The sequence below is a fragment of the Melghiribacillus thermohalophilus genome (assembly GCF_004342905.1).
Lineage (GTDB): Bacteria > Bacillota > Bacilli > Bacillales > Alkalibacillaceae > Melghiribacillus > Melghiribacillus thermohalophilus.
This window is the reverse complement of the sequence record NZ_SMAN01000001.1, coordinates 125,091-149,546: the sequence shown is the minus strand read 5'-3', so window position 1 is coordinate 149,546 and position 24,456 is coordinate 125,091. Positions and strand designations below refer to the sequence as shown.

Annotated in this window: 27 protein-coding genes; all 27 read left to right on the top strand. The window is 42.5% G+C overall.

The window, feature by feature from the left end:
- The first annotated feature begins 1 nt into the window (after nt 1).
- The 27 genes from ftsY (at nt 2) to fliF (ending at nt 24,452) form a co-directional block, all read left to right on the top strand.
- On the top strand, nt 2–997 hold the full coding sequence (gene ftsY, locus EDD68_RS00755) for a signal recognition particle-docking protein FtsY (protein WP_132370152.1): 996 nt from the start codon (nt 2–4) through the stop codon (nt 995–997).
- A 144-nt stretch (nt 998–1,141) separates the two neighbouring features.
- Nucleotides 1,142–1,474, top strand: coding sequence for a putative DNA-binding protein (locus EDD68_RS00750; RefSeq protein WP_132370150.1), 333 nt, complete (start codon nt 1,142–1,144; stop codon nt 1,472–1,474).
- Nucleotides 1,475–1,488: 14 nt separating this feature from the next.
- Nucleotides 1,489–2,829, top strand: a complete 1,341-nt coding sequence (gene ffh, locus EDD68_RS00745) for a signal recognition particle protein (protein ID WP_132370149.1) — start codon at nt 1,489–1,491, stop codon at nt 2,827–2,829.
- Between the two features lie 77 nt (nt 2,830–2,906).
- Nucleotides 2,907–3,179, top strand: coding sequence for a 30S ribosomal protein S16 (rpsP, locus tag EDD68_RS00740; RefSeq protein ID WP_132370147.1), 273 nt, complete (start codon nt 2,907–2,909; stop codon nt 3,177–3,179).
- A gap of 14 nt (nt 3,180–3,193) precedes the next feature.
- The gene (locus tag EDD68_RS00735; protein WP_132370145.1) at nt 3,194–3,421 is read left to right on the top strand and encodes a KH domain-containing protein; all 228 of its coding nucleotides are present in this window, start codon (nt 3,194–3,196) and stop codon (nt 3,419–3,421) included.
- 130 nt (nt 3,422–3,551) lie between these two features.
- Entirely contained in the window at nt 3,552–3,938 is a 387-nt protein-coding gene (locus tag EDD68_RS00730; RefSeq protein ID WP_132370143.1) for a YlqD family protein, read from the top strand.
- Nucleotides 3,939–3,950: 12 nt separating this feature from the next.
- Entirely contained in the window at nt 3,951–4,469 is a 519-nt protein-coding gene (gene rimM, locus EDD68_RS00725; RefSeq protein WP_132370141.1) for a ribosome maturation factor RimM, read from the top strand.
- Between the two features lies 1 nt (nt 4,470).
- Entirely contained in the window at nt 4,471–5,205 is a 735-nt protein-coding gene (trmD, locus tag EDD68_RS00720) for a tRNA (guanosine(37)-N1)-methyltransferase TrmD (RefSeq protein WP_132370139.1), read from the top strand.
- Between the two features lie 128 nt (nt 5,206–5,333).
- Entirely contained in the window at nt 5,334–5,678 is a 345-nt protein-coding gene (gene rplS, locus EDD68_RS00715) for a 50S ribosomal protein L19 (protein WP_132370137.1), read from the top strand.
- Between the two features lie 105 nt (nt 5,679–5,783).
- Nucleotides 5,784–6,314 carry a signal peptidase I gene (gene lepB, locus EDD68_RS00710; RefSeq protein WP_132370135.1) on the top strand — a complete coding sequence of 177 codons (531 nt, stop codon included), beginning with the start codon at nt 5,784–5,786 and terminating at the stop codon, nt 6,312–6,314.
- Nucleotides 6,315–6,327: 13 nt separating this feature from the next.
- Nucleotides 6,328–7,176, top strand: a complete 849-nt coding sequence (gene ylqF / locus EDD68_RS00705) for a ribosome biogenesis GTPase YlqF (protein WP_132370133.1) — start codon at nt 6,328–6,330, stop codon at nt 7,174–7,176.
- Between the two features lie 78 nt (nt 7,177–7,254).
- Nucleotides 7,255–8,028 (top strand): ribonuclease HII, encoded by a 774-nt coding sequence (locus EDD68_RS00700; RefSeq protein ID WP_132370132.1) that lies wholly within the window; start codon nt 7,255–7,257, stop codon nt 8,026–8,028.
- Nucleotides 8,029–8,053: 25 nt separating this feature from the next.
- Nucleotides 8,054–9,910: a hypothetical protein gene (locus EDD68_RS00695; protein ID WP_132370131.1), complete on the top strand. Its 1,857-nt coding sequence runs from the start codon at nt 8,054–8,056 to the stop codon at nt 9,908–9,910.
- The gene (locus tag EDD68_RS00690) at nt 9,907–10,194 is read left to right on the top strand and encodes an EscU/YscU/HrcU family type III secretion system export apparatus switch protein (RefSeq protein ID WP_132370130.1); all 288 of its coding nucleotides are present in this window, start codon (nt 9,907–9,909) and stop codon (nt 10,192–10,194) included. The genes EDD68_RS00695 and EDD68_RS00690 overlap by 4 nt, the downstream gene beginning before the upstream one ends.
- A gap of 460 nt (nt 10,195–10,654) precedes the next feature.
- On the top strand, nt 10,655–11,815 hold the full coding sequence (sucC, locus tag EDD68_RS00685) for an ADP-forming succinate--CoA ligase subunit beta (protein ID WP_132370128.1): 1,161 nt from the start codon (nt 10,655–10,657) through the stop codon (nt 11,813–11,815).
- Between the two features lie 17 nt (nt 11,816–11,832).
- On the top strand, nt 11,833–12,735 hold the full coding sequence (sucD, locus tag EDD68_RS00680; RefSeq protein ID WP_132370126.1) for a succinate--CoA ligase subunit alpha: 903 nt from the start codon (nt 11,833–11,835) through the stop codon (nt 12,733–12,735).
- Nucleotides 12,736–12,834: 99 nt separating this feature from the next.
- Nucleotides 12,835–13,728 carry a DNA-processing protein DprA gene (dprA, locus tag EDD68_RS00675; RefSeq protein ID WP_132370124.1) on the top strand — a complete coding sequence of 298 codons (894 nt, stop codon included), beginning with the start codon at nt 12,835–12,837 and terminating at the stop codon, nt 13,726–13,728.
- A 145-nt stretch (nt 13,729–13,873) separates the two neighbouring features.
- A complete protein-coding gene (topA, locus tag EDD68_RS00670) occupies nt 13,874–15,946 on the top strand; it encodes a type I DNA topoisomerase (RefSeq protein ID WP_132370122.1) in 2,073 nt (690 codons plus the stop codon).
- Between the two features lie 264 nt (nt 15,947–16,210).
- Nucleotides 16,211–17,518 (top strand): FADH(2)-oxidizing methylenetetrahydrofolate--tRNA-(uracil(54)-C(5))-methyltransferase TrmFO, encoded by a 1,308-nt coding sequence (gene trmFO / locus EDD68_RS00665; RefSeq protein ID WP_132370120.1) that lies wholly within the window; start codon nt 16,211–16,213, stop codon nt 17,516–17,518.
- A gap of 68 nt (nt 17,519–17,586) precedes the next feature.
- Nucleotides 17,587–18,486, top strand: coding sequence for a tyrosine recombinase XerC (gene xerC, locus EDD68_RS00660; protein ID WP_132370118.1), 900 nt, complete (start codon nt 17,587–17,589; stop codon nt 18,484–18,486).
- Nucleotides 18,487–18,517: 31 nt separating this feature from the next.
- Nucleotides 18,518–19,060: an ATP-dependent protease subunit HslV gene (hslV, locus tag EDD68_RS00655; protein ID WP_132370116.1), complete on the top strand. Its 543-nt coding sequence runs from the start codon at nt 18,518–18,520 to the stop codon at nt 19,058–19,060.
- Between the two features lie 22 nt (nt 19,061–19,082).
- On the top strand, nt 19,083–20,474 hold the full coding sequence (gene hslU, locus EDD68_RS00650) for an HslU--HslV peptidase ATPase subunit (protein WP_132370114.1): 1,392 nt from the start codon (nt 19,083–19,085) through the stop codon (nt 20,472–20,474).
- Between the two features lie 26 nt (nt 20,475–20,500).
- A complete protein-coding gene (gene codY, locus EDD68_RS00645; protein ID WP_132370112.1) occupies nt 20,501–21,277 on the top strand; it encodes a GTP-sensing pleiotropic transcriptional regulator CodY in 777 nt (258 codons plus the stop codon).
- 338 nt (nt 21,278–21,615) lie between these two features.
- Nucleotides 21,616–22,017: a flagellar basal body rod protein FlgB gene (gene flgB / locus EDD68_RS00640; protein WP_132370110.1), complete on the top strand. Its 402-nt coding sequence runs from the start codon at nt 21,616–21,618 to the stop codon at nt 22,015–22,017.
- A gap of 2 nt (nt 22,018–22,019) precedes the next feature.
- Entirely contained in the window at nt 22,020–22,475 is a 456-nt protein-coding gene (flgC, locus tag EDD68_RS00635; protein ID WP_132370108.1) for a flagellar basal body rod protein FlgC, read from the top strand.
- A 12-nt stretch (nt 22,476–22,487) separates the two neighbouring features.
- Nucleotides 22,488–22,787 carry a flagellar hook-basal body complex protein FliE gene (fliE, locus tag EDD68_RS00630; protein ID WP_132370106.1) on the top strand — a complete coding sequence of 100 codons (300 nt, stop codon included), beginning with the start codon at nt 22,488–22,490 and terminating at the stop codon, nt 22,785–22,787.
- A gap of 12 nt (nt 22,788–22,799) precedes the next feature.
- Nucleotides 22,800–24,452, top strand: a complete 1,653-nt coding sequence (fliF, locus tag EDD68_RS00625; protein WP_341540257.1) for a flagellar basal-body MS-ring/collar protein FliF — start codon at nt 22,800–22,802, stop codon at nt 24,450–24,452.
- Nucleotides 24,453–24,456 lie beyond the last annotated feature (4 nt).

Below are 24,456 nucleotides of genomic sequence, written 5' to 3'. Positions count from 1 at the left end.
GATGAGTTTTTTTAAAAAATTAAAAGACAAATTAAATCAACAGACCGAACAGATGACAGACAAGTTTAAAGATGGTCTGACAAAAACAAGGAACAATTTTGCATCAAAAGTAAATGATCTTGTTGCCCGCTACCGCAAAATTGACGAAGATTTTTTTGAAGAATTAGAGGAGATACTGATCTCCGCAGATGTCGGGGTAGAAACCGTCATGGAGCTTATTGACGAACTGGAAATGGAAGTGAAAAGACGGAACATCAAAGACCCATCGGAAATGAAAGAAGTGATTTCCGAAAAATTAGTAGAGATTTATTATGGGAAAGATGAAGAAAATATAGAACATCTCCGGCTTAACAAAGACGGGCTTACCGTCATCTTATTCGTCGGGGTGAACGGCGTAGGGAAAACGACAACCATTGGAAAACTTTCCCACCAGTTCATAGAAAAAGGAAAAACGGTCATGCTGGCTGCCGGTGATACATTCCGTGCTGGCGCCATTGAGCAGCTGGAAATCTGGGGAGACCGGGTAGGAGCAGATGTCATCAAGCACAGTGAAGGCAGTGACCCTGCTGCTGTCATATATGATGCCATTCAGGCTGCCAGATCCAGGGGTGCTGATGTTTTGCTCTGTGATACAGCAGGCCGCCTTCAAAACAAAGTGAACTTAATGAATGAGCTGGCCAAAATCAAGCGGGTAATCGAACGGGAAATTCCAGGTGCTCCCCATGAAGTATTGCTCGTTCTGGATGCAACAACCGGCCAGAACGCCATGAGCCAGGCAAAAACCTTTTCAGATGCTACCAGTGTATCAGGCATTGTGTTGACGAAACTCGACGGTACTGCAAAAGGCGGTATTGTGCTTGCTATCCGCAATGAGCTAAACATCCCCGTGAAATATGTAGGACTGGGAGAAAACGTAAATGATCTTCAGCCCTTTGATGCCCATGCCTTTGTCTACGGCCTGTTTGGTGATTTAATGGAATCCGAAGAAATACAATAACGGTAAAAGCAGTGGACGAATAACTTCCGCTGCTTTTTCCCTGATTTAACAAAGCAAAAAGACAGATCCAGCCTTGACACTGATGTTGTCATTCGATACTATTAAATGTTGTAAAGGTAATTTCCTTAACAAGGAGTGCTTGCTTTGCTTGAAAAAACCACCAGGGTAAATTATTTATTTGATTTTTATCAAAAGCTGTTGACGCCAAAACAAAAAAGTTACATGGAACTGTATTATCTGGAAGATTACTCTTTAGGGGAGATTTCCGATGCTTTCCGTGTGAGCAGGCAGGCTGTCTATGATAATATTAAACGTACAGAAGCGATGCTTGAGGAATATGAAGAGAAACTGAGGTTATATGATCAATTCCAGAAGCGTCAGAAACTCGTTCGAATGGCCAGAGAACGACTGGCAGAACTGGAAATTACCGATACCGATTTGCTGTCCTTGATGGAGCAAATCGAGAACCTGGATTAGGAGGACGGCTTATTATGGCATTTGAAGGTTTAGCCGACCGACTGCAAAAAACCATTCAAAAAATTAAAGGCAAGGGAAAAGTCACAGAAGCTGATGTGAAAGAAATGACCAGGGAGGTCCGCCTCGCGCTCCTTGAGGCAGACGTAAACTTTAAAGTTGTAAAGGACTTGATTAAGCGAATTAAAGAACGTGCTATTGGTCAAGAAGTCATGGAAAGCCTGACACCCGGTCAGCAGGTCATCAAGGTTGTTAAGGAAGAATTGACAGACCTGATGGGCGGAGAACAGAGCAAAATAGCTGTTGCCAAAAAAACGCCGACAATTATTATGATGGCCGGTTTGCAGGGGGCAGGTAAAACAACTACTACAGGAAAACTCGCCAATCTTTTGCGAAAAAAATATAACCGAAACCCTTTGCTCGTTGCGGCTGACGTTTATCGCCCGGCTGCCATTAACCAGCTTCAAACCCTGGGCAAACAATTAAATTTATCCGTCTTTTCTCTAGGTACAGAGATCAGTCCGGTAGACATTGCAAAGCAGGCCGTGGAACATGCCAAAAAAGAACATCACGATTATGTCATCATCGATACAGCCGGACGGCTGCATGTAGATGAACATTTGATGGATGAATTAAAGCAGATGGAAGAAAGCGTGAATCCCGATGAAGTTTTTCTTGTGGTAGATGCCATGACCGGACAGGACGCGGTCAATGTTGCTGAAAGCTTTGATGAACAGCTTAATATTACCGGTGTGATTCTGACCAAGCTTGATGGGGATACCCGCGGAGGTGCTGCCCTTTCTATTAAAGCCGTTACCGGGAAACCGATTAAATTTGCTGCCACAGGTGAAAAAATGGATCAGCTGGAACCTTTCCATCCGGAACGAATGGCATCCCGGATATTAGGGATGGGCGATGTACTCACATTAATTGAGAAGGCCCAGGAACAGGTTGACGAAAAGAAGGCAAAGGAACTGGAACAAAAAATGCGTTCCATGTCTTTTACGTTTGAAGATTTCCTTGAACAGATGGAGCAGGTCCGCAACATGGGACCGCTGGAAGACCTGATCGGTATGCTTCCCGGTGCTAATAAGATGAAAGGGTTGAAAAACGTTCAGGTAGATGAAAAACAGCTAAAACACGTGGAAGCCATCATCCAGTCCATGACAAAGGAAGAACGTTTAAACCCGGATATCATCAATGGCAGCCGGAAGAAACGGATTGCCAGGGGATCGGGTACATCTGTATCTCAGGTCAACCGGCTGCTGAAGCAATTTCATGATATGAAAAAAATGATGAAACAAATGACCAATATGAAAAAAGGAAAAGGAAAAGGCTTCAAGTTTCCATTCATGTAATGGAAAAAACCTTTACAGACTAGACAATGTCTGCTAAAATCTTATCTTGTGTAAATCATTATTTGGAGGTGCTATACATGGCAGTAAAAATTCGTCTTAGACGTATGGGATCAAAGAGAAAACCGTTTTACCGTGTGGTAGTTGCTGATTCACGTTCTCCCCGTGATGGACGTTTCATTGATCAGATTGGCACATACAATCCAGTTGCAGAACCTGCTGAAGTAAAATTAGATGAAGAAAAAGCACTTGATTGGATGGCCAAAGGGGCTAAACCAAGTGATACTGTCCGCAACCTGTTCTCAAAACAGGGCATTATGGAAAAATTCCATGAAATGAAAAACCAAAAGTAAAGTAGTGTGATAGGATGAAAGACTTAATTGAATCCATTGTTCGGCCGCTGGTTGATCATCCGGAACATATTAATGTCACAGAAGAAGAGAACGATTATAAGATTCGTTACCATCTGACCGTACATGAAGAAGACGTTGGAAAAGTCATCGGAAAAAATGGCCGAATTGCCAGAGCGATTCGCACAGTCGTTTATGCTGCTGGCTCAGATATGAAGAAAAAAATTTACCTGGATATTATGTAAAAAGGGAGAGGGGTTATACCTTTCCCTTTTTTGCCATGCCGGGTAATTTTGTGTAATATGCTTTGTCAGGGTCCAGGGATAAAAGGTAACGGAGTTTTATTTTCGAATGGCAAGTGAGGGATGCCCTGTTATGAAAATTGTGAGAAAAACCGCTGTAAAACAGGTGTTAACCGAGAAAAGCAAAGAACTTATGCGCGAGAAGTTTAGCAGGCAGCGCTCACAGCTAGAAAATGAATGCAGGCAGCTTGATTTTGAAAAGCGCAAACTGCAGAACAAAAAAGGGATTTCCCAGCAAGAGGTTCATAAACGATTCCAAAAAGAAATTGAACGCCGTGAAAATCAGATCAAATGGCTGGACTATAAACTAGAACAGCTCAATTTACTGCCCCCCGGAAGTGAAATTACTGAAGGAGAAGTCGATGAAATTATCGAGGTTCATGAAGGGGACAACTGGAAGGAAATGATGGGAGAACGATCCATCATCATCAAAGATGGCATTGTAATTCGTATTGAGTAGCAGGTGATAGCAATGGAACAGAAGATGTTCAATGTAGGAAAAGTCGTCAATACCCATGGCATTAAAGGAGAGGTTAAAGTCGTTCCAATTACGGATTTTGAAGAACGCTTTACACCTGGCAGCAAGGTTTACTGGGTATCCGAAGATGAACGTCAAATCATTCATCTGGAGATTGATGGCTGGAGAAAACATAAACATTTTCACCTACTTCACTTCAAAGAGTATCCTTCTATCAATGACGTGGAACAATTAAAAGGCGGAATGCTGAAAATAACAGAAGATCAGCTCACCCCTCTAGAAGAAGGAGAATACTATTATCATCAAATTATCGGGCTGAACGTGATGACACAATCCGGCGAAGAAGTAGGAACCATTAAAGAGATATTGTCGCCAGGAGCCAATGATGTATGGGTGGTGCAGAGAAAAGGGAAAAAGGATGCACTAATCCCTTATATCGATGATGTGGTGAAAAAAGTCAGTCTCCAGGAAAAAAAAGTGATCATCGAACCGATGGAAGGACTGTTGGATTAATATGCAAGTGGATATTCTCACTTTGTTTCCGGAAATGTTTGAAGGGGTTTTTCAGTCATCCATTTTAAAGCGGGCTCAGGAGACTGGTGCCTTTCAATATAACACCGTTAATTTCAGGGATTATACCACAAATAGGCATCATAAAGTGGATGATTATCCATATGGAGGCGGAGCCGGAATGGTGCTGTCTCCACAGCCGATTTTTGATGCAGTCGAGCAGATCAAACAAAAACATGATACGAACCCCAGAATTATATTGATGTGTCCCCAGGGGGAAACGTATACCCAGAAAAAGGCGGAACAACTGGCCCAGGAAGACCATTTAATCTTGATCTGTGGACACTATGAAGGTTATGATGAGCGAATCCGCACCCACCTGGTAACCGATGAGATATCGATTGGCGATTATGTGCTGACAGGCGGTGAACTTGCTGCAATGGTTGTGATTGATAGTGTGGTTCGCCTGTTGCCGGGAGTGCTTGGAAATCAGGAGTCGGCAAGGTCTGATTCATTTTCGACCGGTTTGCTGGAACACCCTCACTATACGCGACCCGCAGAGTTTCGCGGTCTTAAAGTGCCGGATGTTCTACTCTCGGGTAATCATCAAAAAATTGAAGAATGGCGGCGGAAAGAGTCATTCAAACGTACCCTGGAAAGACGGCCGGATTTGCTGGAAGGCCTGGAATTATCTGAAGATGAAAAGGAATGGCTGAAAAAATGGCAGGAGGATCAATGAACTATTGCAACACCGTTGCCAATATGGTATATTAACTGTTGTGCTTAAGTGTAGGCTTAAGTGAATAAACGATGTTCCGCTGCTCTTAAGATCTGGCATGAACATTGGTTTGGAAGGAGTGAACGGAAATGCAAAAATTAATCGATGAAATTACAAAGGATCAATTACGTGATGATCTTCCAGAATTCCGTCCCGGCGATACGGTGAAAGTTCACGTTAAAGTTGTAGAAGGCAACCGTGAACGGATTCAGGTTTTTGAAGGTGTTGTGATTAAGCGCCGCGGAGGCGGGATCAGCGAAACTTTTACCGTTCGCAAAATTTCTTACGGCGTAGGAGTTGAACGTACGTTCCCGGTACACTCTCCGAGAATCGATAAAATCGAGGTTACCCGTCGTGGTAAAGTACGCCGTGCGAAACTTTATTACCTGCGCAATCTTCGTGGTAAAGCTGCACGCATTAAAGAAATTTTGTAATGTTTTATACCCTGGAGAGGAGCTTGCTGTGTCAAGCTCCTTTTTTCTAACCCGGGTGTGTCACTGCACCCCGCATAATGATCCATATGACTCGGAGGGGAATGTATGACCTCTAGTAAACGTGAATGGGTGGACTGGATTAAAGCCATCATTATGGCGTTTGTGTTTGCCGTATTAATTCGAACTTTTGTTTTGACTCCGATCGTTGTAGAAGGTCCTTCGATGCTTCCTAATTTACTCGATGGGGATCAATTGCTTGTCAATAAATTAAGCTACCAGCTTGGAAAACCCGAACGGTTTGATATTATTGTGTTTCATGCAACCAGAGACAGGGATTACATAAAACGGGTGATCGGTTTACCCGGGGAACATATCGCATTTCGCGATAATGTACTCTACGTCAACGGTAAACCTGTTGAGGAACCGTTTAATCACGAGGTAACCTATGATTTTTCCCTCGAGGATATCAGCGGGAACTACAGCAGGATTCCAGAAGACCATGTGCTGGTCCTCGGGGATAATCGGACAAACTCAACGGACAGCCGGAACATCGGGCTAGTTTCCTTTGAGCAGATTGTCGGGGAAGCCAAATTGATATACTGGCCGCTGAACCGCATTCGCTATATCCCATATTAGTAGGTGATGAATCTTGACAATCCAATGGTTTCCAGGCCATATGGCAAAAGCAAAACGCCAGGTGCAGGAAAAACTAAAACTTGTTGATTTTGTAATGGAACTCGTGGATGCCAGGGTGCCCATTTCCTCAAAGAATCCTATGCTGCAGGAGACCCTGGGGCAGAAAGATAAATTGATTCTATTCATGAAAAAAGATCTTGCTGATGAGCGCATGACAGGCGAGTGGCTTGAATATTATCAAAAGCAGGAGATCCCTGCAATTGCCGTAAATGTGAACGATCCAGCCGATGTTCAGACGGTCCTTAAGGAAGCCAGAAAACTTGGAGAAAGAAAACTGGAACGGCTGAAGAAAAAAGGAGTCCGTCCGCGTCCAATTCGAGCCATGATACTAGGAATACCTAACGTCGGAAAGTCTACGTTAATCAATCAGCTTGTGAAGAAGAAAATTGCCAGAACCGGTGATCGTCCCGGTGTTACTACTGCCCAGCAATGGATTAAGTTAAAAAAGGATTTTGAGTTACTGGATACACCGGGAATATTATGGCCAAAGTTTGAAGATGAGCTGGTGGGCTATAAATTAGCTGCAATTGGCACCATTAAAGACCAATTATTGCCTATTGACGATGTTGCTCTTTTTGTCCTAAAATATCTCAAAGAACATTATCCAGAGCGCCTTGAAGAGCGTTATGACATTGATTTAGATAATCCCGATTATGTTTCCTGGTTTGATGTGATTGGCCACAAACGAGGATGTCTGTCGGGCGGAGGAGCTGTTGATTACGATCAAACATCCGATGTGATTCTCCGTGACCTGAGAACAGGAAAATTAGGCAGAGTGACGCTGGATCGTCCGGACGACTAACCAGGCATGCATCGAACAGATGGATGCCTTTAATTTTTTCTTGCGAGACCGATATTTAGAATAAGCGGAGGAAAACAAATGACATACCAGAAAACAATAAAAGAAATTCAAAATCAGCTTCAGACCGGTTCCTTCACAAATGAAGAGTGGCAACAATTTGTTAAAGATGAACGGAAAGGTGTTCAAACACTCATTCAGTCCTATCAAAAAAAGCAGGAAAAGAAAAGACAGCTGCAAAAACAATTTGAGCAAATGCGTGTCTATGAAAAGTCTCTTTATAAGAAGGGAAAGTGTTTTGTTGCCGGCATTGACGAAGTAGGACGCGGTCCGCTCGCCGGCCCGGTTGTTGCCTGTGCCTGTATTCTGCCGAAAGACTTTTATCTTGAAGGATTGAATGACTCAAAAAAATTATCGGAAAGTCAGCGGAATGAATTTTTTGAAATCATTCGAAAAGAAGCCATTACATACGGAACTGGAATTGTTGATAATCAAACCATAGACAGAATCAATATTTACCAGGCTACAAAACTGGCTATGAAAAAAGCAGTGACCGAACTGTCATCCACACCTGATTATCTCCTCATTGATGCAGTGGAACTGAAAGATTTCCCCATTCCACAGACATCGTTAACAAAAGGAGATCAGCTCAGCATATCCATCGCTGCAGCAAGCATACTGGCCAAAGTCACTAGAGATCGCTTGATGAAAAAAATCCACCAGGAATATCCTGATTATGGATTTTCCTCTAATGCGGGATATGGGACGCCACAGCACCTAAAGGCACTAAAACAGCTTGGGCCAAGCCCCTATCACCGTTTAACATTTGCTCCAGTTAAAGATTATGTAAAGTAACGATCACTTGAAGGGGGGATATTACATGCAGCCACAGGTTCCAAAACTGATTCAATCTCTGCGCATCAACCGCGGAAATACTCCTCCATTTGTATTGCGTAAAGGACAATTTGTAACCGGAACAATCATCCGCTTTTATCCAGAAAATAAAGCCATGGTCCAGCTTGGGGGTAAAAAGTTGATCGCTCATCTGGAGAAACCGTTGCAGGCGAATCAGCGCTATATGTTTCAGGTTAAAGATGTTCATCCGTTCATTCGGTTACAAGTGATAGGCGAGACAGCCTTGCAACGTGATACAGATCAAATTTCTCTTATACTAGAAAAACTCGGATTGAAAGCAGGTAAAGATCAAAAACAATTTTTAGGGCTGCTTTTAAAGGAGAATATCCCCTTTCAAAAAGACCAATTACAGCGGGCATTTCTGCTTTTTAATCAGGGGAACTCCCCGGATCAAGTCACATCGGTATTACTAGAAATGTTCAAACGAAAAATGCCGATACAGGAAAAGATATTTCAGTCCCTCTTTGCCAGATTGTATATGCCAGAGACGCTGACGGCACTGACTGAAGGACTCATGAAGCAGTTAAGAGAGATGAAACCAGCAACCAAAGAAGGGATTCAGCTATACAGACGATTGTCTTCCCTGAATAAGGAAAACCGGATTTCCCTTTCCAGCCTGTGGGCTGGTCAGCTGCTTATGGAAAGTGTTGAGGGAAAAGAAACGACCTTTTCTTTTTTACAAAAAGCAGGTGTTGTTTCGAAACAAATGACATATTCATCCTGGCAGAAAACGTGGTTGAACTGGGCAAAGGGTCAGGGTCTGATGACTTCTTCAGGAAAACTGAACGGTCATAAGCTGTTAACCGCTTCTTTTAAACAGGAACAACTGCCTTTTTCCTATTTCTCTGTCAGCCGCCTAAACAGTGCCCTTGAGCAAATGTATCGTTACCAGGACTTAAGCCAGATTGATCTGAATAAAGTCTTGCACATAATCCGCTCCATTCAGAGAACACCCGATACTTATCTGCAGGGCATCGCACGCCTTGTGTCGGATGAAAGTTTTCAATCAGTTTTCAAACATTTGCCCATGGAGCCAAGACAAAGTCTGTTCCGGCTGCAGAGGAAAACAGAACATCTCGATCAAAAGCAGGTTTTTGATATTCTAGCGCGTCTGGACGGCGAAATCAAGAAACTCATGGATCATTCCCTCAGTCAGAAGGATAAGCATATTCTGAAGTTCTGGCAGTGGATTCATGCTGCAAGTGGAGAGGAAACTGATCAGAACATCTTTTTATCCAGGCTTAAAGGGTTTATGTACCTGATTAAACCAGGGTACGAAATGGATGAGTACCCATCAATACCAAAACTGTTAAGTGCTGTGATAGATCAGGATCAGAACTCATTGGCAAAATCACAATCCAATAAAATGCTCCAGGTGCTCAATGGCCTCATGCTCTCAACTCTTCAAGATCAGACAGAGCCCTATCGTCAGTTCAGTCTGCAAATCCCCGGGCATATGTTTGGAATCGATCAAGATGTGTTTGTCGATTTTGAAGGGAAAAAAGACAGAAACGGGAACCTGGAATCAGACTTTTGCCGGGTGATGTTTTATCTCTCCATGCCTCATCTGGATGAAACCGTGGTTGATATGAATATACAGAATAAAATTGTGCGAATTTCGATTTATCATTCCCAGCCGAATCTCCTTAAACCAATGGTTGACCATTTTAAAGAATCATTGAAAACAGGTTTAGGCCATCAAGACTATCAATTGTCGTCCATTCTGGTAAAACCTCTCCATGAGGATCAGCCGAAAGCTGAACACTTTGATGGATCTGGAATACGTGAACGGCCGGAACATGGATTGGATGTGAAAATATGAAAAGGGGAAAACATGTGAGGAAAGAAGCAATTGCCCTTCGTTACGATGAAAAAAAAGATTCGGCACCAAGAGTTGTCGCAAAAGGCAAAGGAAAAGTAGCCGAGACCATTCTGGAAAAGGCTGAAAAGCACGGGGTTCCTGTCAAAGAAGATTCAGCATTAACGGAATTGCTGGGAGAATTGGATTTTAATCAGACCATTCCGGAAGATTTATACCAGGCTGTTGCAGAAGTGTTTGCGTTTATATATAACATGGACAGGGAATTTGAAAAACGGAAAGATTGAGGGCATGCGGGCGATGTTTTTGTAGCTAAATGTACCTGATTGACAGGTCCTGGATGATTACCAGACTTAGCGAAGAAAAAGCAAATTGCTGGATGTCGCACTGTAATTCCGGTTTCTCGATTGAACATGCCTACTGCTCATGGCCCCGGTAACGAACTGTTTCAAAAGAGTCCGCATGTTCACAGGCGTTCGATCTTAGAGAGAGCGAGGAAAATTGTGGATCTCGTTTTGAGTCACAATATTCGACTGAACCCTGATTCAATCCATAGGAAATACCAGAGTTTGAAATCATTATATTTTTCTGCAAAAGATGCAAATTAAAAATAAAATTCCTGAGCAGAATGTGTCTGGCTCCTTTTAATTTTCAACTGATTTCATGTATAATGTGGAAGTGTGTGGACAATTTCCAACAAGATTTATAAAATGTACATGCAGTGACAATTTGATGGGAGGATGGAACATGAACATTCATGAGTATCAAGCAAAGGAAATTTTTCGCAAATACGGCGTCGCTGTTCCGAATGGCCGGGTTGCTTTCTCAGTAGATGAAGCAGTAGAAGCGGCTAAGGAGCTCGAGGGTGACATAAAAGTCGTAAAAGCTCAAATTCATGCCGGCGGACGGGGTAAAGCCGGTGGAGTAAAGCTTGCCAAAAATCTGGATGAAGTGCGTACATACGCAGAAGATTTGCTGGGTAAAACCCTGGTTACCCATCAAACAGGGCCTGAAGGAAAGGAAGTCAAGCGTCTTTATATTGAAGAAGGATGTGACATCCAGAAAGAATACTACGTCGGTGTTGTTTTGGACCGTGCCACCAATCGTGTTGTGATGATGGCATCTGAAGAGGGCGGTACAGAAATCGAGGAAGTTGCTGCAAAGACACCGGAAAAAATCTTTAAAGAAGTGATTGATCCTGTAACTGGATTAACCCCATTCCAGGCAAGAAGACTGGCATTTAACATCAACATTCCGAAAGAACTTGTTGGAAAAGCCGTGAAATTCATGATGAGCCTGTATCAGGTATTTGTAGAAAAAGACTGCTCCATTGCAGAGATTAACCCGCTAGTTACGACTGGAGACGGGGAAGTTCTGGCACTGGATGCGAAATTAAACTTTGATGATAATGCTTTATATCGTCAAAAGGATGTACTGGAATACCGTGATCTTGACGAAGAAGATCCGAAAGAAGTGGAAGCATCCAAATATGATTTAAGCTACATTTCCCTTGATGGAAATATCGGCTGCATGGTGAATGGTGCCGGACTGGCCATGGCAACCATGGACATCATCAAGCATTACGGCGGAGAGCCGGCAAACTTCCTTGATGTAGGCGGCGGCGCTACAACTGAAAAGGTTACGGAAGCATTTAAAATCATTTTGTCCGATTCCAACGTAAAAGGTATCCTTGTGAACATCTTCGGCGGTATTATGAAATGTGATGTCATAGCTGAAGGTGTGGTAGAAGCGACCAAACAGGTAGGATTAAATATTCCGCTTGTGGTACGTCTTGAAGGTACGAATGTGGATCTCGGGAAGAAGATCCTGGATGAATCTGGTCTAAATATTACTTCAGCTGACTCCATGGCTGATGCCGCAGAAAAAATTGTATCACTAGTAAAATAAGGAAAGGACGGACGAAAATGAGTGTATTTATTAATAAGGACACAAAGGTAATTGTTCAGGGAATTACGGGTTCTACAGCCCTTTTCCATACAAAGCAGATGCTTGAATACGGAACTAAAATTGTCGGCGGTGTAACTCCTGGCAAAGGAGGAACAGAAGTAGAAGGGGTGCCTGTGTTTAACACAGTCGAAGAAGCTGTAAAAGAAACAGGTGCAAATGCTTCTGTTATTTACGTTCCAGCTCCATTTGCAGCTGATGCCATTATGGAAGCGGTAGACGCTGAACTGGATCTGGTTATCTGTATTACCGAACATATCCCAGTACTGGATATGGTGAAAGTCAAGCGTTACATGGAAGGCAAGAAAACACGTCTTGTAGGGCCAAACTGCCCGGGTGTCATAACGCCTGAGGAATGTAAAATCGGCATTATGCCGGGATATATTCACAAAAAGGGTCACATTGGTGTCGTATCCCGTTCTGGAACGTTAACTTACGAAGCGGTTCACCAGCTGTCTCAGGCAGGTTTCGGTCAGTCTACCGCTGTTGGGATTGGCGGGGACCCGGTAAACGGAACCAACTTTATCGATGTACTGAAAGCTTTTAACGAAGATCCTGAAACATACGCAGTTATGATGATCGGTGAAATCGGCGGTACCGCTGAAGAGGAAGCTGCAGAGTGGGTGAAAGAGAACATGACAAAACCAGTTGTGGGCTTCATCGGCGGCCGTACTGCACCTCCTGGAAAACGGATGGGTCATGCCGGTGCGATTATTTCCGGCGGCAAAGGTACAGCTGACGAAAAAATCCGCGTGATGAATGAATGCGGCATTAAAGTAGCCGAAACTCCTGCGGTAATGGGAGAAACGTTAATCAACGTCTTAAAAGAAAAAGGCCTTTATGATAAGTGTAAAACCCACTAATCGATAGGGGCAGAAATACTTCTTTGGGTTTAACATCATCCCCCTGTGCTGATTCAGACAGGGGGATATTTTTATATCGGAAGGAGAGAAAATGAATTCATGGATGAAAAAAGTCTTCGTCTGATTCATCTTCTGAGATGCAGAGGAGCATCCCGCCGTCTGGTGCGAAAATGGCTACATGCTGATGATCAGCTAACGGATTTATACCATATCGATACTTCTGGACTCCAGCAACAATTCCGCCTTTCTCCTGAAAGAGCCATGCTCCTTTATCAAGACCTCCATTCGTCCGCACTTATGAAATCCATTGAAAAGGACCTCAGCACTTATCAGACTTTGGTCATCAACTATGCATCCTATCCTTCCCGTTTGTCCCGTATTCCAGATCCGCCATTAGTTCTGTATGCATCTGGTGATTTGCGTCTATTGACACAAGAACCCAAACTCAGTGTTGTCGGTACAAGAAATCATTCCAGAGAAGCCCCTAGAAAAGTTCAATATTTGCTTCAGCCTCTCATCAAACAAAACTGGGTTATCGTCAGTGGTATGGCAAAAGGGATCGATACCCTCGCCCATCAGGCAGCCATTTCCTATAAAGGAAAAACCATAGCTGTACTTGGTTTCGGTTTTCACCATATTTACCCAAAGGAAAACGTTTCCCTTATGAACCGATTATCCAGCGAACATCTTCTACTTTCCGAATATCCCCCCGATACCCCGGCCAGACCATGGCATTTTCCTGAACGAAACCGGATTATCAGTGGTCTTTCTTTTGCAACATTAATTATTGAAGCCAGAGAAAGAAGCGGTACTTTCATTACGGCCGAGCAGGCTCTTGAACAGGGAAGGGAAGTCTGTGTTGTTCCTGATTCTATATTCACTGAACAGGCAAAAGGCTGCCATTTGTTAATACAGGAAGGAGCACATTTAATTCATCATGCGGACGATCTACTTAACCTATTTGAAAATTCTAATTTAATCTGGAATTTTTAAAGGAATTTCTTATTTCGTCTATAATTTTTTATAAGACGAGTTTGACAAATCCATAAAAATTATTTAATAATGAATGAGATTTGTTAATACAATCATAAAAAATAATTATGCAGGAGTAAAACCCTCGCAGGAGGATGTATAGAATATGGCAGATTACCTTGTAATTGTTGAATCTCCAGCAAAAGCAAAAACCATCAAGAAATATTTAGGGAAAAAATATGATGTAAAAGCTTCCATGGGGCATGTTCGGGACCTTCCGAAAAGCCAGATGGGAGTAGATGTTGAGAAGCATTTTGAGCCTAAATATATTACCATTCGGGGCAAAGGGCCTGTGCTGAAGGATTTGCGCACAGCCGCTAAAAAAGCTAAACAGGTATTTCTTGCGGCTGACCCTGACCGTGAAGGGGAAGCAATTGCATGGCATCTGGCTCACAGTTTAGATATTGATGAAAACAAGGAATGCCGTGTCGTCTTTAATGAGATCACGAAAGACGCGGTAAAAGAATCCTTTAAACATCCGAGAAAAATTAATATGGATCTAGTGGATGCCCAGCAGGCCAGACGGGTACTGGACAGACTTGTGGGATATAAGATCAGCCCCCTTTTATGGAAAAAAGTTAAAAAAGGGTTGAGTGCAGGACGGGTACAGTCAGTTGCCGTAAAGCTTATCATTGATCGAGAAAATGAGATCAAACATTTTAAGCCAGAAGAATACTGGACAATTGAAGGCACTTTTTTGAAAGATCAGGAGACCTTTGAAGGTTCCTTTTATGGCATTAATGGAAAAAAACAGAAGCTGAATAACAAACAGGAAGTAGACGAGGTCCTGAGTCAATTAAAAGGAAAACAGTTTCGGGCGGAAAAAGTAGCTAAACGGGAACGGAGAAGAAATCCTGCACCTCCGTTTACGACGTCGTCCCTTCAGCAGGAAGCAGCAAGAAAATTAAATTTCCGCGCCCGTAAAACGATGATGATCGCACAGCAATTATATGAAGGGATTGATCTGGGCCGGGAAGGAACCGTTGGTTTGATTACGTACATGCGTACGGACTCAACCCGTGTATCCGATACGGCGAAACAGGAAGCTTCCAGTTATATCGCTGATTCTTATGGTAAAGAATACATCGGTCCAAACCGCAAAAATAAAAATACCGAACGGGCACAGGATGCCCATGAGGCGATTCGCCCTACTTCTGTGTTCAGAGATCCCCAAACCCTTAAAAGTGTGCTATCCAGGGATCAGTATCGACTTTACAAACTGATATGGGAACGTTTTGTAGCAAGCCAGATGGCGCCTGCTGTTTTGGATACGGTAACTGTACATCTGGTCAATCATGAAGTGGAATTTAGAGCAAGCGGTTCACAGATTAAATTTAAAGGGTTTATGAAAGTGTACGTAGAAGGGCAGGATGATCAGAAACAGGAGAAAGAAAACATGCTGCCTCCGATAGAAGAGGGAATGACGATTGATGCTAAAGATATTCAACCGAAACAGCATTTCACCCAGCCGCCACCACGCTATACAGAGGCAAGGCTTGTGAAAACCCTTGAAGAATTAGGGATTGGACGCCCGTCAACCTATGCACCGACACTAGATACGATTCAGCGCAGGGGATATGTCACGCTGGAAAATAAACGTTTTGTCCCGACAGAACTTGGAGAAATCGTTATTGATTTATTAAAAGAATACTTTCCGGAAATTATCGATGTGAAGTTTACTGCGAAAATGGAAGATGACCTGGATAGTATTGAAGAAGGAAAAACCAACTGGGTAACTATTCTTGATGAATTTTACAACGGCTTTGAAAAGAGACTGAAAAAAGCTGAAAAAGAAATGGAAGAAGTGGAAGTAAAAGATGAGCCGGCAGGTGTGACCTGTGAAAAGTGCGGAAGCGAAATGGTTTACAAAATGGGCAGGTATGGCAAATTCCTTGCGTGCTCAAACTTCCCGGACTGCCGGAATACGAAACCCATATTAAAAGAAATCGGTGTCAAATGTCCAAAATGTAAAGAAGGAAATATCGTTGAACGCAAAAGCAAAAAACAGCGCACGTTTTATGGATGTGACCGATATCCGAAATGTGATTTCATTTCCTGGGATAAACCACTGGAACGTCCATGTCCAAAATGCAATGGACTGCTCGTTGAAAAGAAAAAGAAAAAGGGTACACAGGTGGAATGTTCCGAATGTGATTACAAAGAAAGTGTACAGCAGTAATGTGTAAACACTGCCTGCAAGGACGATATGTCCGCAGGCAGTGTTTTTGGTTACCCATCTATTTTCTTTTTTCACAATTGCAGGGGAACGGCAGCCGCCTTTAGGAACATTTTCGAAACAAAAGGCTGGTATGGTTGAAAAATGAACAAACGAATTCAGGAAAGGGGGTCACAGTTGACACTCCTTCTCAATTAAACTATAATATGCGAATGGTAAGGAAAATTACTTGACACAAATCCCATGTGCTGAAAGGGGTTTTTATCATTGAAACAGACCAAGCATGTTTCGGTTATTGGAGCAGGGCTGGCAGGAAGTGAAGCAGCCTGGCAGCTTGCAAAACGAGGAATCAGCGTAACCCTGTATGAAATGAGACCAGTAAAGCAGACACCTGCCCATCATACCGATCAATTTGCTGAATTAGTGTGCAGTAATTCGCTCAGGGCGAATTCGTTAACAAATGCAGTAGGCATTTTAAAAGAAGAAATGAGAAGACTGGATTCCATCATTATAAAGGCTGCTGATCAATGCCAGGTGCCGGCAGGCGGAGCACTGGCTGTAGACAGGCATGAATTTAGTGGATATGTGACTGAACATGTGAAAAACCACCCAAATGTGATTGTTAGACATGAAGAAGTGACTGAACTGCCAGAAGGACCGGTTATTATTGCAACCGGACCGTTGACATCAGAGGCGCTGTCAAAACAGCTGAAAGAGATGACAGGCGAGGAATATCTCTATTTTTATGATGCAGCTGCGCCGATCATTGAAAAAGATTCCATCGATATGGAAAAAGTTTATTTGAAATCCCGATATGACAAAGGGGAAGCAGCGTATTTAAATTGCCCCATGACCGAGGAAGAGTTCGACCGTTTTTATGAGGCTTTAATCGAGGCAGAAACCGCCCCTTTGAAAGAATTTGAAAAAGAAATATATTTCGAAGGTTGCATGCCGATTGAAGTGATGGCCAAAAGAGGAAAAAAAACGTTGCTATTTGGTCCTTTAAAACCAGTTGGACTGGAAGACCCAGAAACAGGAAAACGCCCCCATGCAGTGGTGCAGCTCAGGCAGGATGATGCAGCAGGAACCTTATATAATATGGTAGGTTTTCAAACTCATTTAAAATGGGGTGCACAAAAGGAAGTATTTCGGCTGATACCCGGATTAGAACATGCCGAGATTGTCCGTTACGGTGTGATGCATCGAAATACCTTTATCAATTCCCCTAAGCTTCTTCGTCCAACTTATCAATATAAACAAAGGGAAGACCTGTTTTTTGCCGGTCAGATGACAGGGGTTGAAGGTTACGTTGAGTCAGCGGCTTCAGGTCTTTTAGCTGGTATAAATGCAGCAAGATTGGTCAGAGATGAGGATTTGCTTGTATTTCCTCCTGAGACCATGATCGGAAGCCTGGCTCATTATATCACGGCAACCAGTCCGGAGCACTTTCAGCCAATGAATGTGAATTTTGGTCTTTTGAAACCACTGCCAGAAAAAATAAAACATAAACAGCAAAGAAATGAACAATATGCCAAAAGGGCACTGAATACAATTCAGAATTTTGTTACAATTTAGTAAAATTTATTGCATAATCCTATAAAAGTATGTTAATATTTAGTCGCTTTGTTTAGAGGTGACCATTGATGAGCTTCCATCTATTAAAAGAGGCGTTTAAAGAATATTTGCAAATTGAAAAAAACGTCTCGCCCTATACCTTGAAATTTTACCTGGATGATCTTGATTTCTTTTTTTTGTTCTTAAAGACGGAAGGAATGGATGATGTAAAAGATGTGGATTATGCGGTGATTCGTGTTTATTTAACGCGGCTGTATGACCAGAAGCTGACGAGGAGAAGTGTCTCCAGGAAACTTTCCAGTTTGCGGACCTTTTTTCGCTTTTTGGAACGGGAAAAAAAGGTGGATGCCAATCCTTTGATTTCTGTATCCCTTCCAAAAACAGAAAAACCGATTCCGGATTTTTTGTATGAAGAAGAGCTCGCGAAACTGTTTACAGTCAGCGACCTAAACACGCCACTGGGTCAGCGGAATCAGGCCTTGCTGGAACTTTTGTACGCCACAGGCATGCGGGTGAGTGAATGTGTTCAGTTAACACTCTCTCATGTGGACTTTTCAATTGGGACGGTCCTTGTTAAAGGGAAAGGGAATAAGGAACGGTATATCCCTTTTGGAAACTATGCCCGGGATGCGCTTATGCGTTATATCGAAAACGGAAGGGAAGTCCTGCTTAAGAAAAGTCGTCTTGATTCAGAAATCATTTTTTTGAATATGAGAGGAAAGCCCTTAACGACCAGGGGAGTCAGAACGATTTTGAAGAGTATGGTAGATAAGGCTTCGTTAACGGTTCATGTGCATCCGCATAAAATCCGCCACACCTTTGCTACCCATTTACTTAACGAAGGTGCTGATTTGAGATCTGTTCAGGAATTGCTTGGACATGAACATTTATCTTCAACTCAGATTTACACTCATGTGACCAGGGATCATTTACGTAACATATACATGAACACACATCCCCGTGCATGATCATGATCCTAGTAGAAAAGAGGTGATTCCGGTGGAACATATCTTTCATGCCACAACGATCTTTGCAATCAGGCATAATGGTACGTGTGCCATGAGTGGTGACGGACAGGTTACCATGGGAAATGCGGTAGTTATGAAACATACCGCGAAGAAAGTACGTAAATTATTTAATGGTCAGGTGCTGGCCGGTTTTGCTGGATCGGTTGCGGATGCTTTTACACTATTTGAAAAATTCGAAAACAACCTGGAAAAATATAATGGCAATCTGGCACGGTCTGCTGTAGAGCTGGCAAAGGAATGGCGGAGCGACAAAGTTTTAAGGAAGCTCGAAGCGATGTTGGTTGTTATGAATAAAGAGCAGATGTTTCTTGTTTCCGGTACTGGGGAAGTCATTGAACCTGATGACGATATACTGGCAATCGGTTCAGGCGGAAACTATGCCTTAAGTGCGGGAAGAGCCCTAAAGCGCTATGCCCCGGAAAAAACGGCTGAAGAGATTGCCAGGGCTGCACTTGAAATAGCCGGAGAAATCTGTGTTTATACCAATGACCAGATTGTGCTTGAGGTGCTGTGATCAAAAGGAGGTTGGTACAGAAATGGGGTTAAACCTCACTCCGAGACAAATTGTAGAAAAATTGGATCAATATATTATCGGCCAGAAGGATGCGAAACGGGCTGTGGCTGTTGCCCTTAGAAACCGATATCGCCGGATGAAGATGGATGAGAAGCTGCGAGAAGAAATCGTCCCTAAAAATATTTTAATGATTGGCCCGACGGGTGTGGGCAAAACCGAAATAGCCAGACGTCTGGCCAGATTGGTCGGTGCTCCTTTTATCAAAGTAGAAGCCACAAAATTTACTGAGGTAGGTTATGTCGGACGTGATGTAGAGTCCATGGTCAGGGATCTGGTTGAAACTTCTGTCCGCATTGTAAAAGAGGAAAAAATGAAACAGGTGAGAAACCGGGCAGAAGAGTTAGCAAATAAACGCCTGGTGGAGCTGTTAGTTCCCGGCAAAAAAAAGGAACAGACTTTTAAAAATCCCTTTGAAATGTTTTTTTCTAATCAGCAACCTAGCCAGGAGACCAGGGAAGCCGAGGATCATGAAGAAATCATCAGCAAGCGAAAGCGAATCGAGCATCAGCTGGCCCTTGGTGAACTGGAAGACCATATGGTCACCATTGAGATAGAAGAAAAACAGCCATCCATGTTTGATATGCTTCAGGGTTCTGGAATGGAACAATTTGGGATGAATATGCAGGATGTCATGGGACAATTCATGCCAAAAAACAGAAAGAAACGAAGGCTTCCTGTAAAAGAGGCCAGGAAAGTGCTGACCCATGAAGAAGCACAAAAATTAATTGACATGGATGAGGTGACTCAGGAAGCGATCGAAAAAGCCGAACAGGCAGGAATTATTTTTATCGATGAAATCGATAAGATTGCGGGCAAAAGTGACCATCAAGCCAATGTATCCCGAGAAGGGGTCCAGCGCGATATTTTACCGATCGTAGAAGGGTCCACTGTGATGACGAAGTATGGAGCGGTGAAAACCGACCATATTCTATTTATTGCAGCTGGTGCCTTTCATATGGCTAAACCATCAGAATTAATTCCTGAACTTCAGGGCCGTTTCCCAATCAGAGTAGAACTCGAAAAACTTTCTGTTGAAGATTTTACCCGTATTTTAAAGGAACCATCCAATGCTATTTTAAAGCAATACACGGCGTTAATGGAAACGGAAGGTATAAATCTTGAATTTTCTGACGATGCTGTTCATAGGATTGCCGAAATAGCATTTGAGGTGAATCAGGAGACAGACAATATCGGTGCAAGAAGGCTTCACACCATTATGGAGAAACTGTTAGAGGACCTATCCTTTGAAGCACCGGACATTAATATGAAAGAAGTAAAAATCACCAGAGAATACGTGGATGAAAAACTTTCATCCATCGCCAAAAATAAAGATTTATCCCAATATATTCTTTAGAACGATTGAGTTAGGAGGAAAAAAGAATGAAATTATTAGAACGCGCAAGAACAATCAATGCTATGCTGCAAAAAACAAGCAAGTCTGTTGATTTCAATGACATGTCAGCTACACTGCGGGATGTCATAAGTGCCAATATTTTTATTTTGAGCCGCCGTGGAAAGTTGCTTGGATTTGCCATCAAGCAGGAAATTGAAAATGAGCGAATGAAACGCATGCTTGAGGAGCGGCAATTCCCCGAAGAATACACCCAGAGCCTTTTCAACATCAAGGAAACTACGCCAAATCTGGATATAGATAGCGAATATACGGCTTTTCCTGTAGAAAATCGAGATTTATTTAAAAATGGATTAACGACGATTGTTCCAATCATCGGAGGTGGCGAACGGCTGGGCACCCTCATTTTAAGCCGTTTGAAGGACAGTTTTAACGATGATGATCTGCTTCTTGCAGAATATGGTGCGACCGTTGTCGGGATGGAGATCCTTCACGAAAAAACCGAAGAAATTGAAGAGGAAGCTAGAAGCAAAGCTGTCGTACAGATGGCTATCAGTTCTCTGTCATACAGCGAATTAGAAGCAATCGAACATATTTTTGAAGAGCTAGAAGGCGATGAAGGTCTGCTGGTTGCCAGCAAAATTGCAGATCGGGTGGGAATTACCCGATCCGTTATCGTTAATGCACTGAGAAAGCTGGAAAGTGCCGGCGTAATTGAATCGCGATCCCTTGGTATGAAAGGGACATACATTAAAGTATTAAATGATAAGTTCCTTGTTGAACTGCAAAAATTAAAAACCAATTAATTAATGGGTTTGAAGAGACTGAAAAAGTGGCTCCTGCAGTTTTTCTGCAGGAGCCATTTTCTTCATATGCCAGAAATTCGATTCAGCCCCCATTTTTTTCAAAAAAAAGAGCTATCAATATTTTCAAATATTTTATTATATGTAATAATAAAGATAAATCGACAAACTTCACCTGAATCATCCGATAATTCCATAATTAGGTACTAAAGTTATGGTATTTTTTGTTGAAGGTTGTATTTTTAGGGAATATTTCGCATAGACAGTCCCAAATGTTTTTTTTAAAATGGGTTTATACATATGAAAAATGTCATAGGAGAATTGTGTCGGGAGGGAGAAACATGTCGTTATTTGGTGAAACCATACATACGCTTGAGAATTATCTGGATTATTCTGCATTAAAAAATAAAACGATATCGAACAATATTGCCAATACCGATACACCAAATTATAAGGCGAAGGATGTCGTATTCAAGGATATTTTTCACGAGACACTTCAGTCGCCTGCCTTTGAAGCAAAACGAACTCATCCGAAACATATACCTTTTTCATCTACATCTTCTCAGTCTCCATATTCGATTATTACTCGATCGAACACGAACTATAATCATAACGGCAATAATGTTGATATTGACAAAGAAATGGTAGATCTTGCAAAAAACCAGATTTACTATCAGGCATTAGTAGACAGATTAAACGGAAAGTTCGGAAGTCTGCAAACCGTTATTAGAGGAGGGAAATAGGGATGGGGGTTTTTGATTCAATCAATGTAAGCGGGAGTGCTCTTACGGCTCAGCGCTTAAGGATGGATGTGGTTTCTTCCAATCTCGCTAACGCAGAAACGACCAGAGCCAGAATGAATGAAAATGGAGAATGGGAGCCTTACAGAAGAAAAATGGTCGTGTTCCAGCCCAAGGGCGAACCGTTTCAAAACATTTTTCAAAAGGCTATAAATAAAAGTTCTACTCCCGGTGAAGGCGTCCGTGTAACCAACATTACAGAAGATCAGTCACCCTTTAAGCTCGTGTATCATCCGGATCATCCGGATGCGGATCCAAACGGATACGTGCGGATGCCAAATGTAGACCCTTTAAGGGAGATGGTAGATTTAATGAGTGCCACCAGGTCATATGAAGCAAACGTAACCTCGCTCAACGCTTCAAAAAGTATGCTCTTAAAAGCACTGGAAATCGGTAAATAGGAGGTGTAGTTGATGGAAAAAATCAGTCATGCTTTTTTAGATCATCGTTCTTTGCTGAATCAGCCGTCAAAGGTTACACCCCATGAAGCACAGCAATCCTTTGCCAGTCAACTAAAAGAGGCGCTTGAACGGGTGAATGACGCTCAGCAGGAATCTGATCAGAAAACGGTTGCACTGGCTCAGGGAAAAATCGATAATCTTCACGATGTTATGATAGCAGCACAAAAAGCAAGTATTACATTACAGACCACAGTAGAAATTCAAAACAAAGCTATAGAAGCGTATAAGGAAATTATGAGAATGCAAATTTAATAGAATGATTCGATGGGTGGCATCCTTAACCATGTTCAAATCATTAAAGAAAAGACGGGGGCTACTATGAACGGAAAAATCAAGGCATATATGCAAAAAACAACTGAATTTTGGAAAGGACGAACACTCGCTCAAAAATCCCTGATTGCCGGCGGTACTGCTGGAGCTATACTGCTCATTGTCTTGATCAGTTTGTTTGCGGCAAAACCAGAAATGGTTCCTCTCTATGAAAACCTCACCCCGAAAGAAGCGGGGCAACTGACGGAAGAGCTGAATTCGAGAGGAATACAATACGACCTTTCAAATGGAGGCACGACGATCTTAGTACCTGAACAGAACGCTGATCAACTGCTGGTTGAATTAGCCGCCCAGGGCTTGCCGAACAGCGGAAACATAGATTACTCGTTTTTTAGTCAAAATGTATCCTGGGGAATGACCGATGAAGAAAGGGAAATTATTGAACTGGATGCATTACAGACTGAACTGGCAAATCTCATGAAAAGCATTGATGGGATAAATGATGCAAATGTAATGATCAACAAACCGCAGGATCCAATATTCATAGGTGAACAGACAGGAGAAGCATCTGCTTCCATTGTTATACATACAGATTACGGGTATCAGTTCCGCCCTGAACAGATTCGAGCTCTGTATCAGCTTGTATCAAAATCTGTTCCAAACCTTCCTACTGATAATATCGTCATCATGAATCAGAATTTTGAGTATTTTGATCTAGAAAATTCAGATAATTTTATTGTCGGGAATACATATTCGAATCAGCGCGAAATCAAAAATGACATTGAGCGGGAGATTCAGAGAGAAGTTCAGCGTCTTTTGGGAACAATGATTGGAAACGATAAAGTGGTTGTTTCCGTAACCGCTGATGTGGATTTTACTCAGGAAAACAGAACGGAAGAACTGGTTTCTCCGATTGATACAGAAAATATGGAAGGTTTACCTGTCAGTGTCGAGCGAATTACAGAGACATACCAGGGGTATAATGCCCAGTCCTTTGCTCCTGTCGGTACTGGAGATGAAGAGGTGCCGAATTACCCTGCGGATGACGGCACTGGTGAATCCGAGTATGAAATGATGAAAGAAACGATCAATAACGAATTTAATCGGGTCCGGAAAAATATCGTTGAAAGTCCTTACAAAATCCGGGACCTTGGCATTCAGGTCGCTGTGGATAATACGAAGCCCGGCGCAAATGGAGAGATCGAATATTTAACAGCGCAGGAACAGGAAACAGTCAGGGAGAGTATTTCGTCTATTTTAAATTCGATTGTGCAAACGTCCATTTCAAAAGATTATGAAACAGTTAACCCGGAAGAAAAGGTTTCCATTGTCTTTCAGGAGTTTCAAGGAAAACCTGGTCTGCAGCAGTCTCCTGTTTCAGGCATCCCAACCTGGGCATACATTGCCGGAGGAATCCTGCTTCTTGCAGTGATTCTATTAATTGTTCTGCTGCTTAGAAACCGAAGAAACCAGGCAGAAGATACCTTAGAGGAGACTGAAGAAATCAGCACGGTTGACATACCTTTATTAGACGATGAAACAGAAGAAAATGAAGCGGCCATGAGAAGAAAGCAACTGGAGAGAATGGCTAGAGAAAAACCAGAAGAATTTGCAAAACTACTCCGCAGCTGGATGGCTGAAGACTAAGGGG

What these genes read in the sequence shown, in the direction of transcription:
- fliE (WP_132370106.1), top strand. Translation starts at nt 22,488, where the DNA reads ATGGAAAAAATCAGTCATGCTTTTTTAGATCATCGTTCTTTGCTGAAT.
- hslU (WP_132370114.1), top strand. Translation starts at nt 19,083, where the DNA reads ATGGGGTTAAACCTCACTCCGAGACAAATTGTAGAAAAATTGGATCAA.
- EDD68_RS00730 (WP_132370143.1), top strand. Translation starts at nt 3,552, where the DNA reads ATGAAAATTGTGAGAAAAACCGCTGTAAAACAGGTGTTAACCGAGAAA.
- rplS (WP_132370137.1), top strand. Translation starts at nt 5,334, where the DNA reads ATGCAAAAATTAATCGATGAAATTACAAAGGATCAATTACGTGATGAT.
- xerC (WP_132370118.1), top strand. Translation starts at nt 17,587, where the DNA reads ATGAGCTTCCATCTATTAAAAGAGGCGTTTAAAGAATATTTGCAAATT.
- trmD (WP_132370139.1), top strand. Translation starts at nt 4,471, where the DNA reads ATGCAAGTGGATATTCTCACTTTGTTTCCGGAAATGTTTGAAGGGGTT.
- topA (WP_132370122.1), top strand. Translation starts at nt 13,874, where the DNA reads ATGGCAGATTACCTTGTAATTGTTGAATCTCCAGCAAAAGCAAAAACC.
- EDD68_RS00695 (WP_132370131.1), top strand. Translation starts at nt 8,054, where the DNA reads ATGCAGCCACAGGTTCCAAAACTGATTCAATCTCTGCGCATCAACCGC.
- lepB (WP_132370135.1), top strand. Translation starts at nt 5,784, where the DNA reads ATGACCTCTAGTAAACGTGAATGGGTGGACTGGATTAAAGCCATCATT.
- dprA (WP_132370124.1), top strand. Translation starts at nt 12,835, where the DNA reads ATGGATGAAAAAAGTCTTCGTCTGATTCATCTTCTGAGATGCAGAGGA.
- flgB (WP_132370110.1), top strand. Translation starts at nt 21,616, where the DNA reads ATGTCGTTATTTGGTGAAACCATACATACGCTTGAGAATTATCTGGAT.
- fliF (WP_341540257.1), top strand. Translation starts at nt 22,800, where the DNA reads ATGGGTGGCATCCTTAACCATGTTCAAATCATTAAAGAAAAGACGGGG.
- rimM (WP_132370141.1), top strand. Translation starts at nt 3,951, where the DNA reads ATGGAACAGAAGATGTTCAATGTAGGAAAAGTCGTCAATACCCATGGC.
- ffh (WP_132370149.1), top strand. Translation starts at nt 1,489, where the DNA reads ATGGCATTTGAAGGTTTAGCCGACCGACTGCAAAAAACCATTCAAAAA.
- EDD68_RS00700 (WP_132370132.1), top strand. Translation starts at nt 7,255, where the DNA reads ATGACATACCAGAAAACAATAAAAGAAATTCAAAATCAGCTTCAGACC.
- rpsP (WP_132370147.1), top strand. Translation starts at nt 2,907, where the DNA reads ATGGCAGTAAAAATTCGTCTTAGACGTATGGGATCAAAGAGAAAACCG.
- sucC (WP_132370128.1), top strand. Translation starts at nt 10,655, where the DNA reads ATGAACATTCATGAGTATCAAGCAAAGGAAATTTTTCGCAAATACGGC.
- ftsY (WP_132370152.1), top strand. Translation starts at nt 2, where the DNA reads ATGAGTTTTTTTAAAAAATTAAAAGACAAATTAAATCAACAGACCGAA.
- flgC (WP_132370108.1), top strand. Translation starts at nt 22,020, where the DNA reads ATGGGGGTTTTTGATTCAATCAATGTAAGCGGGAGTGCTCTTACGGCT.
- sucD (WP_132370126.1), top strand. Translation starts at nt 11,833, where the DNA reads ATGAGTGTATTTATTAATAAGGACACAAAGGTAATTGTTCAGGGAATT.
- EDD68_RS00735 (WP_132370145.1), top strand. Translation starts at nt 3,194, where the DNA reads ATGAAAGACTTAATTGAATCCATTGTTCGGCCGCTGGTTGATCATCCG.
- codY (WP_132370112.1), top strand. Translation starts at nt 20,501, where the DNA reads ATGAAATTATTAGAACGCGCAAGAACAATCAATGCTATGCTGCAAAAA.
- EDD68_RS00690 (WP_132370130.1), top strand. Translation starts at nt 9,907, where the DNA reads ATGAAAAGGGGAAAACATGTGAGGAAAGAAGCAATTGCCCTTCGTTAC.